Annotated in this window: 14 protein-coding genes; 11 read left to right on the forward strand and 3 right to left on the reverse strand. The window is 51.9% G+C overall.

All coding sequences use genetic code 11. The features are described 5' to 3' along the window. From J4E70_RS04380 to lpxB, 5 genes are all read left to right on the forward strand, one after another. The gene (locus tag J4E70_RS04380) at positions 1–564 is read left to right on the forward strand and encodes an OmpH/Skp family outer membrane protein (RefSeq protein ID WP_213887872.1); all 564 of its coding nucleotides are present in this window, start codon (positions 1–3) and stop codon (positions 562–564) included. Between the two features lie 79 nt (positions 565–643). Then, positions 644–1,102: a 3-hydroxyacyl-ACP dehydratase FabZ gene (gene fabZ, locus J4E70_RS04385; RefSeq protein ID WP_213887873.1), complete on the forward strand. Its 459-nt coding sequence runs from the start codon at positions 644–646 to the stop codon at positions 1,100–1,102. Between the two features lie 2 nt (positions 1,103–1,104). Continuing rightward, positions 1,105–1,902 (forward strand): acyl-ACP--UDP-N-acetylglucosamine O-acyltransferase, encoded by a 798-nt coding sequence (lpxA, locus tag J4E70_RS04390; protein WP_213887874.1) that lies wholly within the window; start codon positions 1,105–1,107, stop codon positions 1,900–1,902. Positions 1,903–1,911: 9 nt separating this feature from the next. Next, the gene (locus J4E70_RS04395) at positions 1,912–2,751 is read left to right on the forward strand and encodes an LpxI family protein (RefSeq protein ID WP_213887875.1); all 840 of its coding nucleotides are present in this window, start codon (positions 1,912–1,914) and stop codon (positions 2,749–2,751) included. Next, positions 2,751–3,923 carry a lipid-A-disaccharide synthase gene (lpxB, locus tag J4E70_RS04400; RefSeq protein WP_213887876.1) on the forward strand — a complete coding sequence of 391 codons (1,173 nt, stop codon included), beginning with the start codon at positions 2,751–2,753 and terminating at the stop codon, positions 3,921–3,923. Before J4E70_RS04395 ends, lpxB begins: the two co-directional genes overlap by 1 nt. Here lpxB and mnmA read toward each other — a convergent pair. Then, entirely contained in the window at positions 3,920–5,068 is a 1,149-nt protein-coding gene (gene mnmA, locus J4E70_RS04405) for a tRNA 2-thiouridine(34) synthase MnmA (protein WP_213887877.1), read from the reverse strand. The two genes, lpxB and mnmA, sit on opposite strands and share 4 nt — an antisense overlap. A 120-nt stretch (positions 5,069–5,188) precedes the next feature. Between mnmA and sciP the strand changes: the two genes are divergently transcribed. From sciP to J4E70_RS19505, 5 genes are all read left to right on the forward strand, one after another. Beyond that, complete coding sequence (sciP, locus tag J4E70_RS04410) at positions 5,189–5,467, forward strand: CtrA inhibitor SciP (RefSeq protein WP_213887878.1); 279 nt, start codon at positions 5,189–5,191, stop codon at positions 5,465–5,467. 93 nt (positions 5,468–5,560) lie between these two features. Next, complete coding sequence (gene ctrA, locus J4E70_RS04415) at positions 5,561–6,274, forward strand: response regulator transcription factor CtrA (protein WP_213887879.1); 714 nt, start codon at positions 5,561–5,563, stop codon at positions 6,272–6,274. Positions 6,275–6,390: 116 nt separating this feature from the next. Then, positions 6,391–8,508, forward strand: coding sequence for an NAD-dependent DNA ligase LigA (ligA, locus tag J4E70_RS04420; protein WP_213887880.1), 2,118 nt, complete (start codon positions 6,391–6,393; stop codon positions 8,506–8,508). Continuing rightward, the gene (gene recG / locus J4E70_RS04425) at positions 8,505–10,595 is read left to right on the forward strand and encodes an ATP-dependent DNA helicase RecG (RefSeq protein WP_213887881.1); all 2,091 of its coding nucleotides are present in this window, start codon (positions 8,505–8,507) and stop codon (positions 10,593–10,595) included. Before ligA ends, recG begins: the two co-directional genes overlap by 4 nt. A 107-nt stretch (positions 10,596–10,702) precedes the next feature. Then, on the forward strand, positions 10,703–10,825 hold the full coding sequence (locus J4E70_RS19505) for a hypothetical protein (RefSeq protein ID WP_281414279.1): 123 nt from the start codon (positions 10,703–10,705) through the stop codon (positions 10,823–10,825). Between the two features lie 170 nt (positions 10,826–10,995). Here the strand turns inward: J4E70_RS19505 and J4E70_RS04430 are convergent, their stop codons facing one another. Together J4E70_RS04430 and J4E70_RS04435 are read right to left on the reverse strand one after the other, a co-directional pair. Beyond that, positions 10,996–12,402, reverse strand: coding sequence for a methyl-accepting chemotaxis protein (locus tag J4E70_RS04430; protein WP_213887882.1), 1,407 nt, complete (start codon positions 12,400–12,402; stop codon positions 10,996–10,998). A gap of 52 nt (positions 12,403–12,454) precedes the next feature. After that, positions 12,455–12,907, reverse strand: a complete 453-nt coding sequence (locus J4E70_RS04435; RefSeq protein WP_213887883.1) for an iron-sulfur cluster assembly scaffold protein — start codon at positions 12,905–12,907, stop codon at positions 12,455–12,457. A 48-nt stretch (positions 12,908–12,955) separates the two neighbouring features. Between J4E70_RS04435 and hisI the strand changes: the two genes are divergently transcribed. Next, positions 12,956–13,342: a phosphoribosyl-AMP cyclohydrolase gene (gene hisI / locus J4E70_RS04440; protein WP_213887884.1), complete on the forward strand. Its 387-nt coding sequence runs from the start codon at positions 12,956–12,958 to the stop codon at positions 13,340–13,342. Positions 13,343–13,348: the final 6 nt, after the last annotated feature.

Raw genomic sequence — 13,348 nt, forward strand, 5'->3', positions numbered from 1 at the left:
ATGGTGTTAGTCCGCGCAATTTTTTCATGTGCCATAGCTTTATTCCTTTGTTCAGGATTGGCGAACGCACAAGAGAGCGGTGGAAGTTCAAGCGCTCTCCTGACCATCGACGCGGAACGATTGTATTTGGAATCGCGGTATGGCGGTCGCGTTCAGTCAGAGTTTGAACGCGACGGAGCAGAACTTGCAGCAGAGAACCAAACAATTGACCGGGATCTGACTGCTGAAGAAAAAGATCTGACCGAACGTCGTGCGACAATGCCTGCGGACGAATTTCGTCTGCTTGCAGATGAATTTGATGTGAAGGTGCAGGGCATTCGCAGGGCACAAGATGATAAATTGAGATCCTTGACGCGCCGTCGCGACGAAGAGCGTCAGACCTTCTACAGTACTGTTATCCCCGTACTCGCCCAAATCACCAGTGAAAAGGGTGCGGTCGCGATTCTGGATCGGCGCGCGGTATTTCTGGCTGCGGAAAGTATAGACATTACAAACGATGCAATCGAACGCGTCGATGCAGAAATCGGAGATGGAACATCTTTGCAGAGTAATCCTGAGGAATAGCTCTGTCTTGTCTGAAACTGCCCGACTTGTTAGTCAGGATATGGGCGATAATCTACCCGCAAAGAAAGGGGCCTCATAAATGACCGAGCAGTTAAAAGAAGCTGATCTTGATATTATTCAGCGAATTATTCCGCATCGTTATCCATTTTTGCTGATCGACAAAGTACGTGATATCGAAGTCAGTCAGTCGGCAGTCGGTGTCAAAAACATCACATTTAATGAGCCGCATTTTCAGGGGCATTTCCCGGGTGCACCAATTATGCCCGGTGTGATGATTATCGAGGCGATGGCGCAGACCTCGGCGGTTTTGGTGGGAATCACGCTTGATCTGATCGACAAGGATTTGTTGGTCTATTTCATGTCAGTCGACGCCTGTAAATTTCGGCGTAAGGTCGTTCCGGGGGACGTTCTGGAACTTCACGTGACGGTTAAGCGTGCTGGAACTAAAATCTGGAAATTCAATGGCGTTGCAAAAGTCGGTGATGAAGTCGCCGCAACCGCAGAATTTGCCGCAATGATTCACTTGCTGGAGGAATAAACATGGCAATACATCCCAGCGCTGAGGTTCACTCCAGCGCAATTGTCGACGACGGCGCAGTCGTTGGCGAGGGCTGTGTTGTCGGGCCATTTTCCGTGATCGGTGCGAATGTCACCCTGAAGGCGCGTGTGCACGTTAAAAGCCACGCCGTGCTTACCGGCTTAACAGAAATTGGTGATGAAACAGAAATTTTCCCTTTTGCCTGTGTTGGAGAGGTTCCTCAGGATCTAAAGTTTGACGGTGAAGAAACACGTCTCGTCGTGGGCAAGCGCAACCGTATCCGTGAAGGGGCCACGCTCAATACCGGAACCAAAGGCGGGGGGGGTATTACGCGTGTTGGCGACGATTGCCTATTCATGACAGGCGCACATGTCGGACATGACGCGATCGTGGGAAACCGGGTCGTCATGGCCAATCAGGCAGCACTAGCCGGCCATTGCATCATCGAGGATGATGTCATTATCGGAGGATTATCCGGAATTCATCAGTTTGTCAGGATCGGCAAGGGTGCCATCATCGGCGCTGTGACCATGGTAACAAATGACGTCATCCCATATGGTCTTGTTCAGGGTCCTCGTGGTGCACTAGATGGGCTGAACCTTGTTGGTTTGAAACGTAAAGGGGTAAGCAGGGCAGATATCACCGCATTGCGGGCTGCTTACCAGATGCTCGCGCAGGGAGATGGCGCATTTCAGGACCGTGCGCAGCGCCTTGGGAATGAAAGCGATAGTGAATACGTTCAGGACATCGTAAAGTTTGTTCTGGGCAACAGTGGTCGTTCTTTTCTGACACCAGGCTAGGGGGCAGAAATGCTGGCTATTATTGCGGGCACTGGTCGCTTGCCCGGCGCTTTATCTGAAAAACTGACGCTCGCCGGGAAGGATTATATCCTTTGCGAAATCGAAGGGTTTGAAATTGAGAACCCCTGCGGCGCGCCTGTCATTCGGTTCCGTGTCGAGCAACTTGCGCGCTTCTTTGCTACCCTGAAGGACAAAAAAGTTCAGGAGGTCGTTTTTGCTGGCGCAATACACCGACCCAGAATCGATCCAACAGCGTTTGATCCGGAAACACTAAAGCTGGCGCCAAAGTTCTTGGCTGCAATGCAGGGTGGAGATGACACGATTTTGAGAGTCGTCCTGAGCCTCTTTGAAGATGCTGGTTTTACGATCAGAGCTGCGCATGAAGTCTCGCCGGATCTTTTGCCTGCGACCGGCGTGCTCACAAATGTTGTTCCTGATGAAAAAGACACAGCAGATGCAGCCCGCGCCGCAGAAGTAACGGCGGCACTTGGGGCAGCCGATGTTGGGCAGGGCTGTGTCGTGCAGCAAGGTCTGGTTCTGGCTTGCGAGACGCTCCCCGGAACGGACTGGATGCTGGCACAGTTGGCCAACGCCCCGTTTTTAGCACGCCCCGACCGTTCAAAAGGGGCAGGTGTGTTTTTTAAGGCGCCGAAGCCTGATCAGGACAGGCGTGTTGATCTGCCGATAGTTGGACCGGTAACAATTGACGCGGTTTCAGCTGCGGGCTTGGGAGGGTTGGTCCTCGAGGCGGGCGGCGTCATGATAATGGAAGCCGATGTCGCCATTGAAAAAGCCAATGCAGCGGGTTTGTTCATTTGGGTGCGCGACAATACAACGGAAACGGCCTGATGCGGTTCTTTCTGGTCGCAGGAGAGCCGTCGGGCGACAGGCTTGGTGCGGCGCTTATGGCCGGATTGAAGATGCTTGTTCCCGAGGTGCAGTTTCATGGAGTTGGTGGCCCGCTTATGCAGGCAGAAGGTCTGGACAGCCTGTTTCCCATGGCAGAGCTAAGCGTGATGGGAATTGCCGAAGTCGCCCCGAGATATTTCCAACTTAAACGCCGGATCAGGCAAACTGCGGATGCGGTACTGGCAGACCCGCCCGACGCGCTGATCACAATCGATAGTCCGGATTTTTGTCTTAGGGTGGCAAAACTGGTGAAGGCCGGAGGGGACATTCGCACAGTTCACTACGTTGCGCCGACTGTCTGGGCGTGGCGGCCGGGGCGGGCGGTAAAAATGGCAAGAACAATTGATCACGTGCTTGCGCTTTTCCCTTTTGAAAAACCGCTTATGGAAGTTGACGGTATGCGGTGCGATTTTGTCGGGCATCCGGTTGTCGCCGAACCGCAAGCCGATGCGTCCGACGTAGAAGCGTTTCGTGAAAAATATGGGATTGGCGCGGATGAAACCGTGCTGCTTGCTTTGCCGGGTTCGCGGCAGGGAGAGGTTTCTCGTTTAATGGAGCCGTTCGGTCAGGCGATACAGAACGTTCTCAAAGCGCGCCCCGACATTCGCATTGTGGTCCCTGCTGCCGGGTCTGTCGTGGCTTTGGTCAAGCAACAGATCAGTAGCTGGCCAGGCGAACCAATTTTGCTGGACCCTCGTGATCAGAGCAAAGAATTGACTGCACATGAAAAGCGCGCGGCTTTCAGGGCCGCTGATATCGCGCTTGCCGCGTCCGGAACAGTGTCTCTGGAACTTGCAGCGTCACAAACGCCGATGGTAATAGCCTATGACATGAACTGGATCACCCGGCAGATTGTGAACAGAATGCTGATGATCGATACGGTCACGCTGGTTAATATTGTCTCGGAAACCCGCCACATTCCGGAGTTCATTGGCGCAGAATGCATACCGACGGATATTGCCAAAGGTATCTTATCTGTTCTTGAAAATCCCCAAAGTCAAAAGGCGGCAATGGCGCTCACGATGAAACGCTTGGGGCAGGGCTCGGAACCACCGGGACTGCGCGCTGCGAAAGCCGTTCTTGATGGCCTTCGCAGCCGACCCACTGCCTAACAACCGCGCCAGATCCAGCCGCCGCCAAAAATGCGGCTGCTGTCTGTGTCGTAAAATACGCAGGCTTGTCCGGGCGAAACACCTTCTTCGGGCACCAGAAGTTCAACTTCGGCTTCGGTTGCAGAGATTGGCCGAATAATGGCGTCGCGTGGTGGGCGGGTTGATCGAACTTTTACAGCAACATGCCATTCAGGCTTGCTTTCGAATGGGGTGTCGCCAAGCCAGTTGATTTCACGGACCGGAATGATGCGGGTTGAAAGCGCTTCTTTTGGTCCAACCACAACTTGGCGGCTATCGGCGTCAAGTTTGATGACATAAAGCGGGTCTTCAAGCCCTCCGATGCCAAGGCCACGACGTTGCCCGATCGTATAATGGATGACCCCGTTGTGCCCGCCCAGAACATTTCCGTCCATATCGACAATATCGCCGGGGCTTGCCGCCTCTGGTCTCAGCTTTTCAATAACTGCAGCGTAGTTGCCATCAGGCACAAAGCAAATATCCTGACTGTCTGGTTTGTCAGCAACGCTCAGCCCGTATTTAGATGCGAGCGCACGGGTTTCCGCCTTGGACGAAAGATGCCCAAGCGGGAAGCGTAGATAAGACAATTGTTCAGCCGTCGTGGAGAACAGAAAATAGCTTTGGTCACGGCCAGCGTCCACCGCAGAATGAAGCTCTGGCCCGGTGTCCCCGACCATGCGCTGAATGTAGTGGCCGGTGGCCATGCAATCAGCTTCAAGGTCTTTGGCGGTTTCCAGCAGATCTTTGAATTTCACGCGTTCATTACAACGAATGCAAGGCACCGGTGTTGCGCCACCAAGGTAGCTTTCTGCGAACTCATCAATCACCGCATCGCGAAATACATTTTCATAGTCGAGCACATAATGCGGAAACCCCATCTCTTCTGCCACACGCCTTGCGTCGTGAATATCGCGGCCCGCACAGCACGCGCCTTTTTTGGCAAGCGCTGCGCCGTGGTCGTAAAGCTGAAGCGTAATCCCGACAACATCATAGCCTTCTTCCGCGAGCTGTGCTGCCACAACAGAACTGTCGACACCGCCAGACATTGCAACAACAACACGTGTTTCGCTGGGCGTTTTTGCAAACCCCAGTGAATTCAATGCTTGGCTCTTGTTGTCGAGTGGCATGACGCGCTCCTGATTATGCAGCGGAATATATGAAAATGCGAACGACTAACAAGGGGCTGCTTCATTTCTCTTTAAGCCTGATTGCTCAATCTGCAGCCCTTACTGACTGAGGGGTTCAATATGTTTCTTAAAAAAGTCGACGGGCCACGCGCTGTCACACTGCCCGACGGAACCATTTTCTCACGCGCAGACCTGCCGCCGGAAAACACGAGAAGGTGGGTCGCAAGCCGGAAAGCCGCCGTGGTGAAGGGGGTGATGTCCGGTTTGATGACCGTCACCGAAGCGAAAAAGCGGTATGGCCTCTCTTCGGAAGAATATGAGGCCTGGGAAAAAGCATCTCTCTCGCATGGCGAAGAGGCGCTCAAGGCGACAGCTGTGCAAAAGTATAGACAACCATAGGATGAGTGTGTAAATAAAATACACCAGTAACGGGTGATTAACCATTAGTGATCAATCATACGGCGAAATAGGAATTTGAAGCGGAGAGAATAAATGCGCGTTTTACTCGTAGAAGATGATCCAACAACGTCAAAAAGCATTGAACTGATGCTGACGCACGCCAATCTGAATGTCTATTGCACCGATTTGGGCGAAGAAGGGATCGATCTGGCAAAGCTCTATGACTACGATCTTATTTTGCTTGATCTAAACCTACCAGACATGAACGGGCACGAAGTCTTGCGCCAGATGCGTTTGGCGCGGGTTGAAACACCCATTCTCATTTTGTCCGGAACGGACGACACAGAAAGCAAAATCAAAGGGTTTGGCTTTGGTGCTGATGACTATCTGACCAAACCATTCCATCGTGAAGAACTCGTCGCGCGGATTCACGCGATCATCAGGCGGTCAAAAGGTCATTCACAATCCATCATAAAAACAGGGTATTTTTCGGTAAACCTTGATGAGAAAATGGTGGATGTTGATGGTAAAACCGTACATCTGACGGGCAAGGAATATCAGATGCTGGAACTGCTGTCTTTGCGTAAGGGAACGACGCTCACGAAAGAAATGTTCCTCAATCATCTTTATGGTGGCATGGACGAGCCTGAACTCAAGATCATTGATGTATTCATCTGTAAACTTCGCAAAAAGTTAAATGAAGCAACAGGCGGCTACAACCACATTCAAACGGTCTGGGGCAGGGGATATGTTTTGCGTGATCCGGATCCGGCTGAGCTTGAAACGCCTGTAGCGCTAAGCGCTTAATTTTTAGCGACACTGGATTTGGGTAGGCCGAAAAAGATCACCTAATCGCCACCTCCCTCTGGACCTCTCTTAAACGCACTCCTATCAAAGCAAGGAGACATCGCAGAGAGGGGCAGATGGCAAACACAGCCGTAGAAAATTTGAGCGAAGCTGAGGCTAAAACAGAACTCGCTCATCTGGCCGATCTTCTTGCTCAGGCAAACACGGACTATCACACCAAGGATGCGCCGCGCATCAGTGATGCGGAGTATGACGCGTTAAAGCTTCGAAATGCAAAAATCGAAGCCAGGTTCCCGCATCTGAAACGCGCCGACAGTCCGAGCGTACAAATTGGTGCTGAAGTTGCAGATGGGTTTGCCAAGGTTGAGCATGCGGTTGCTATGCTTTCTCTGGGCAATGCCTTTGATGAAAACGATATTTTTCAATTTGATGAACGTGTCAGAAAGTATCTAGGCCTAAGCAAGAGCGATACACTTTCCTACACCGCAGAGCCGAAAATTGATGGTCTTTCGCTATCGCTGCGCTATGAAAATGGTGCACTTGTTCAGGCAGCGACCCGGGGTGATGGCACAACGGGCGAAAACGTCACGGCGAATGCCCGAACAATAGCGGATATCCCGCAAAAGATTGCCGATGCGCCGGATATTTTGGAAGTTCGGGGTGAAGTTTACATGTCGCACAACGACTTTGCGGACCTGAACCAACGTCAACTTGCTGCCGGGGGTAAAACCTTTGCAAATCCGCGCAACGCTGCGGCAGGCTCTTTGCGCCAGCTTGATGCATCGATCACAAAGTCACGCCCGCTCCGGTTTTTTGCTTACGCCTGGGGTGAAATTTCCGCCCCTCTTTCCGATACGCAAATCGGGGCCGTTCAGCAGTTGAACGATTTTGGGTTGTCAACAAACCCGCTCACCACCGTTTGCGATAGCCCTGATGCGTTAATCGCGCAGTATCGCGTGATCGAAGAACAGCGCGCCACGCTTGGGTATGATATCGACGGGGTCGTTTACAAAGTGAATGATCTTGCACTGCAGGGGCGTCTTGGTTTTCGCTCTACCACACCCCGGTGGGCAATTGCGCATAAATTTCCTGCAGAACTGGCCTGGACGCGGCTCGAGGCAATTGACATTCAGGTCGGCAGAACCGGTGCCTTGTCGCCGGTAGCCCGGTTACAACCTGTGACAGTCGGCGGCGTTGTCGTCTCGAACGCGACCCTTCACAACGAAGACTACATTGCAGGCCGCGACGCCAAGGGAAACCCAATTCGCGAAGGTCGGGATTTCCGGATTGGAGATTGGGTGCAGGTCTACAGGGCTGGCGACGTTATTCCCAAACTGGCAGACGTGGATTTGAACAAGCGGCCCAAAGGTGCGGTTCCTTTCGCCTTTCCAAAGGTGTGCCCAGAGTGCGGCTCAGACGCTATTCGTGAAGAAGGTGATGCTGTCAGCCGTTGCACGGGTGGTGTGATTTGTCCCGCACAGGCAGTTGAGAAACTAAAGCATTTTGTCAGCCGGGCCGCATTTGACATCGAAGGGCTTGGTGCGAAGCAGGTGGAACAATTTTACGCTGACGGATGGATCAAAGAACCCGCTGACATCTTTAAGTTGGAAGAGCGGTTCAGTTCAGGATTGCAGCAACTGAAAAATCGCGAGGGGTGGGGCCAAAAATCTGCCTTAAAGCTGTTTGATGCGATTGATGAAAAGCGTAAAATATCTTTGAACCGCCTGATCTTTGCGCTAGGTATTCGCCACGTGGGTGAGCAGGTGTCAAAGCTTTTGGCAAATCACTATACCAGTTGGGTGAATTTCATCACCACACTTTCGCAGGCACAGATCGGGGATGGGGCGATCTGGGATGACCTTATTGCAATTGACGGTGTTGGCGCTGTTCTTGCGACCTCATTAACTACGACCCTGCAACAGGATGCGGAACGCGCATCGATTGACCGTCTGGTGGCAGAACTTGAGGTCGAAGATGTCGTTGCGAGGGAAGCATCTGACAGTCCGGTTGCTGGTAAAACCGTTGTTTTTACCGGAACTCTTGAAAAAATGTCACGTGCCGAGGCAAAGGCCCGCGCTGAAATGCTCGGCGCAAAGGTTTCCGGTTCTGTTTCGGCCAAGACAGACCTTGTCATTGCGGGCCCCGGTGCTGGATCAAAGGCAAAAAAAGCTGCGGACCTTGGTGTGGAGACAATTGATGAAGATGCCTGGCTCGCGCTGATCACGATCTCATGAGGGGCCGGCCTGAAATACTTTTCCCGCTGTTTGCAGGGCTTGAAACCCTGGCTGGCGTTGGCCCTAAAACCGCCGCTCACTTTGAACAGATGGACATAGAAAAGCCCCGCGATCTTTTGCTGACATTGCCTTACAGCGTTGTTGACAGACGAAGGCGCGCAACCATTCGCGGCGCAGTCACGCCTTCAGTGGTCACTGTTGAAGTCGAGGTCGGGTTGCACCACCCGCCTTCGTCCAAGGGCCGGCCCTATCGCATCACCGTTGAAGATGAGGAAGCCTCATTCCAATTGGTTTTTTTCCATGCACATGAAAATTATTTGCAAAAGCTATTGCCAACAGGCCAGCGCCGTTTGGTTTCAGGCAAGTTAGAACTTTTTGACTCGATCGCGCAGATGGTACACCCGGATCACGTTTTACCCCTGAACGACGCTGATGAAATCCCTGAGTTTGAACCGGTTTATCCGCTTACTGCTGGTATCAGTCAAAAATTGATATTTAAGGCGGTTGCGTCTGCTTTGGAGCGGGTGCCCGTGCTTGCTGAGTGGGTCGATCCTGCGTTGAAATCACGCGAGGGCTGGCCGGATTGGGGCGGCGCAATCCATGCCGCACATAATCCACGATCTACCGCAGAATTGTCCTCTGAATCGCCAGCGCGCGAAAGGTTGGCGTATGACGAGCTGTTTGCGCATCAGCTTACGCTTGCTTTGGCGCGCGCGGCGACCCGGAAATTAAAAGGCAAATGCTCTGTTGCGACAGGGGCGCTGCAATCGAAGGTGCTGAACGTTTTGCCTTACAGACCCACGGACGCACAGGACCGTTCGATCCGGGAAATTTCGGAAAACATGGCGTCACCCTTTCGAATGAATCGCCTTCTTCAGGGTGATGTTGGGTCTGGCAAAACGCTGGTCGCTTTTATGGCGTTGCTGGTTGCGGTTGAAGCGGGCGGGCAGGGCGTTTTAATGGCCCCGACAGAAATTCTTGCACGCCAGCATCTGCAAGGGCTGCAGCCTTTGGCTGAAAACGCTGGTGTCGTGCTGGAAATTCTAACCGGTCGGGACAAAGGGGCTGAACGACGCGCCAAACTCGAAGCCTTGGCGAAGGGCGCGATACATATTCTTGTCGGAACCCACGCAGTGTTTCAGAAAGATGTGGAATTTAAGGATCTTCGCCTTGCGGTTATTGATGAGCAACACCGGTTTGGCGTACGGCAGCGCTATGAGTTGGGCGGAAAAGGCAAGGCCGTTGATGTTCTGGTTATGACGGCAACGCCAATTCCGCGCAGCCTGGCGTTGGCACAATACGGCGATATGGATGTTTCGGTTCTCGACGAAAAACCCCCGGGGCGAACGCCGGTCAAAACCGCGATGGTCTCCACATCACGCCTGGATGAGGTCGTGGAACATCTGAGAGGCGCAATTGAGGCGGGACGCCAGGCCTATTGGGTTTGTCCTTTGGTCGCCGAGAGCGAGGTTGTTGATCTTACGGCGGCCACTGATCGGTTTGAAAGGCTTCGCACGCAACTTGGTGAAGGAAAAGTCGGGTTGGTGCATGGGCAAATGCCGCCGGCTGAAAAAGATGAAGCGATGGCACGGTTTGCAGCCGGACAAACGCAGGTTCTTGTTGCGACAACTGTGATCGAGGTGGGAGTCGATGTTCCCAACGCATCTATCATGGTCATTGAGCGCGCAGAAATTTTCGGCCTCGCACAATTGCACCAGTTGCGTGGGCGTGTAGGCCGGGGGGCGGCTGAATCAACCTGCCTACTGATGTATCACGCGCCGCTGTCAGAAGGGGCAGAGCGACGTTTGACCACCCTTCGCGACACGGAGGATGGGTTCAAAATTGCTGAAGAAGACCTTGCAATTCGCGGTGCCGGAGATGTCATCGGGACTGCTCAGTCAGGTCTGCCGAAGTTTCGGATTGCAGATCTTGAGCGACAAACCGGGCTAATGGTGCTTGCGCAATCCGACGCACGAAAACTGCTTAATGACGACCCTGCGCTGAACAGTGAAAGAGGTACGGCTGCAAGGGTGCTTTTGTGGTTGATGGAACAAGATAAATCAATTCGTTTAATTTCAGTTGGTTAGCCTGTTCAATGCCACGTTGTTCACAAATGTTCTTTAAAAGTTCTTTACAAACAGGTTAAAATTTGAGAACAAAGTGGCAACACATATCAATATTGCAGGAGTAAATCATGTTAGACGACATAAAAACGGTGATTGATCGGTCTTCTGCAACACTGCTGCAAGATGCAGCAGGGGCCGCTTCGTTAGTTGTCATGCTTTTTGTCGGGCTTTACCTGCCTGGGTTTATTTAAGTTTCTGCCTGCGTTCTGCTGTCGGCTTCTCGCGCATCCTGTCCCCAAATCCGATGCGTTACTATGGACATTGCCTGTTCCACACCGGAGAAACCTCATCTCTCCACGAGAGGCCGACCTTTCAGATACGCCGACTGCCGCCGCCTTCATAAAGAAGCGCGGCGGTTTTTTTATGCGGTATACGCCATGCGAACCCCGCCCCAGTGTTTACCATTTACTGATATGGGTGCGGATAGATCCTTCATCAGTTTGAAGACGCCGCCACCCATGTCACGCCGATAAACCTGAAGAAGAAAATCTTCACGATTGTTCCCGGCTTTCAGACCTGCCCGATCATTGAAAATCTGTCGGTTTCGGCTGTTTGCCATGTTCCAGACCGGGTCATTTCCTTGCGGCTGCGAAAACTTCTTGTTGTGTGTCGGCGTATATCCGTTCCGATCAATTGCAGTGCAGTATATGATTTTCGGACTATAACTAAGAGCGTTTTCAAAGAGGTCGTATAATGCCAAGTCGCAAAACTGTGTAAAAAGAGTTTTGTATTGCACAGGATCAGTTCCAAGTATCGGCTCATAGGAATTGGAGAACAAATCACTCTCGATTAATTGGCGGTGTTTGATCGCCTCTTCGAAAACGGTACTGACGCGACGCGACATTTTTTTCACAAATTCAATGAAATGCGTGTCATCTGTTGCACCACCTAAAGAAACGCTTTTCTGTAAAATCATTTCCGATTGATCGATCAGCGCATTTGCGCGATTTCGTGCCAGATTTATGTTGGTTGCATTAAGTTTAATTGCAGTCGCGACGGTCGTGAATTCAGGCTCAAAAGAATGAATTGCGCGATACACTCTGTTCGCGCCGGTGGAAATCAATTTCGAATCTTCCTGCACCGACTTGACGCCAGCACTAATAGAAATCAGAGCTTTGTCTGTTCCCTCTGCGTCTTTAAGAACAGAATTTGCATCCGATGAGGCATTGGACGATTCCTCTCCGATTTGCGTAACGAGCTTGGACAGACCGTTAATATTTTGTGTAATTTTATCAGCGGCAGAAGCTGTTTCCTGAGACAGTTCGTTGATCGCTTCTGCGACAACAGCAAACCCCCGTCCGGCATCACCTGCGCGGACAGCTTCGATTTTTGCATTAATTGCCAGAATGTTCACTTGCCGCGCAATTGCTGTGATTTCATTGTTGTTGGACTGGACGGCCTTAAGTGTTCCTGAAAGTTCCCGCATTTGCCGGTCAACAGACTGGACCCATTTTGCCACCTGTTTTGCCCGATCACTCGCACGCCGCAGGTCATTTACCGATGTGTCGATAACGTCAAATGTTTTCTGGGTGGTTTGCGCAACCGTGCTGACGGCTTGTCGAACGTCCGCATTGGAATTTGCCATATGCTCGACTTGTTCGTGCAACCCGGCAAAGGAACGTAACTGGGTCTTTGCCTGATCATCGATTTTATCGAGCACAGCAGCAAGATCTACGAGTTCGAAGCCAAGTCCGGACGCGACTTTTGCAAGCGACTTCAATCGGACATTTTCCGGCTTGGTTTTGCTAAGATCAATGATTGGATTCATGCGCGCTCCTGTCCCTATTAATCAGGAGTAGCGTCGATGTCTTATGGAATACTTAAGCGCAACTGGCGTTTTCAGCCTGTGTCATAGCTTCGAGTGATGCTTCTATTGCCAAGAGGATAGAGGCGTGCCTGTTTCTGAAACTCTGAGCGGGGCGCAATACTTCCAACCCTTCAAAGGGCGCAGATGGAGTCGGGCCATCATTTTTAAGCATATCTCGCAACTGATCACGTGCGCGTTCAATTTCCTGCCGGTTGCGGCCAATGATGTTTGCACCAACAACAGATGCGGCTGCTTGTCCAAGCGCGCAGGCTTTGACGTCTTGCCCGTAATCGGTAATTTCGCCGTCGTTTACGCATAAGTCGACCGTTACGGTCGATCCGCAAAGTGGAGCGCGGCGTTTCACTGTTGCGTCAGGCGTAGCGAGCCGTTCTGTATGCGGGATATCCGACGCCAGCGCTAGAATGCGTGTCGAATAGAGGTTGATCAGGTCATTGTCGGCCGTCATGGCTTTCCCTTTTGTCTGCTCTCACATAAATAGTATTGCAACGCGTCGATGCAAAAGGTTTTTGGCATGTCTTTCGATCCTTTGACACTGAAATACAATGAAAAAGGGTTGATCCCTGCAATTGCACAGGAAGAAAGCACGGGTGACGTGCTTATGATGGCCTGGATGAATGCCGAGGCAGTTCAACGCACGATCGAGACCGGGCGCGTTACCTATTGGTCGCGTTCACGGAAGCAATTTTGGGTGAAAGGCGAAACGTCCGGACATGTACAAAATCTGGTCGAGCTTCGCATAGATTGTGACCGGGATTGTCTGCTGGTTGTTGTTCAACAGGCGGGGCCAGCGTGTCACACGAACCGGAAGAGCTGTTTCTACACTGCGTTGAAACGGGGTGAAGAAGTCGAGATTCTGTCGCCATTGGTGACGAAGAATTAACTTTTT

This window comes from Pseudohalocynthiibacter aestuariivivens, assembly GCF_018457175.1.
GTDB lineage: Bacteria > Pseudomonadota > Alphaproteobacteria > Rhodobacterales > Rhodobacteraceae > Pseudohalocynthiibacter > Pseudohalocynthiibacter aestuariivivens.

Excerpts from the sequence above, each read along its gene's own strand:
- J4E70_RS04380 (WP_213887872.1), top strand. The coding sequence starts at position 1 with ATGGTGTTAGTCCGCGCAATTTTTTCATGTGCCATAGCTTTATTCCTT.
- fabZ (WP_213887873.1), top strand. The coding sequence starts at position 644 with ATGACCGAGCAGTTAAAAGAAGCTGATCTTGATATTATTCAGCGAATT.
- lpxA (WP_213887874.1), top strand. The coding sequence starts at position 1,105 with ATGGCAATACATCCCAGCGCTGAGGTTCACTCCAGCGCAATTGTCGAC.
- J4E70_RS04395 (WP_213887875.1), top strand. The coding sequence starts at position 1,912 with ATGCTGGCTATTATTGCGGGCACTGGTCGCTTGCCCGGCGCTTTATCT.
- lpxB (WP_213887876.1), top strand. The coding sequence starts at position 2,751 with ATGCGGTTCTTTCTGGTCGCAGGAGAGCCGTCGGGCGACAGGCTTGGT.
- mnmA (WP_213887877.1), bottom strand. The coding sequence starts at position 5,068 with ATGCCACTCGACAACAAGAGCCAAGCATTGAATTCACTGGGGTTTGCA.
- sciP (WP_213887878.1), top strand. The coding sequence starts at position 5,189 with ATGTTTCTTAAAAAAGTCGACGGGCCACGCGCTGTCACACTGCCCGAC.
- ctrA (WP_213887879.1), top strand. The coding sequence starts at position 5,561 with ATGCGCGTTTTACTCGTAGAAGATGATCCAACAACGTCAAAAAGCATT.
- ligA (WP_213887880.1), top strand. The coding sequence starts at position 6,391 with ATGGCAAACACAGCCGTAGAAAATTTGAGCGAAGCTGAGGCTAAAACA.
- recG (WP_213887881.1), top strand. The coding sequence starts at position 8,505 with ATGAGGGGCCGGCCTGAAATACTTTTCCCGCTGTTTGCAGGGCTTGAA.
- J4E70_RS19505 (WP_281414279.1), top strand. The coding sequence starts at position 10,703 with ATGTTAGACGACATAAAAACGGTGATTGATCGGTCTTCTGCAACACTG.
- J4E70_RS04430 (WP_213887882.1), bottom strand. The coding sequence starts at position 12,402 with ATGAATCCAATCATTGATCTTAGCAAAACCAAGCCGGAAAATGTCCGA.
- J4E70_RS04435 (WP_213887883.1), bottom strand. The coding sequence starts at position 12,907 with ATGACGGCCGACAATGACCTGATCAACCTCTATTCGACACGCATTCTA.
- hisI (WP_213887884.1), top strand. The coding sequence starts at position 12,956 with ATGCAAAAGGTTTTTGGCATGTCTTTCGATCCTTTGACACTGAAATAC.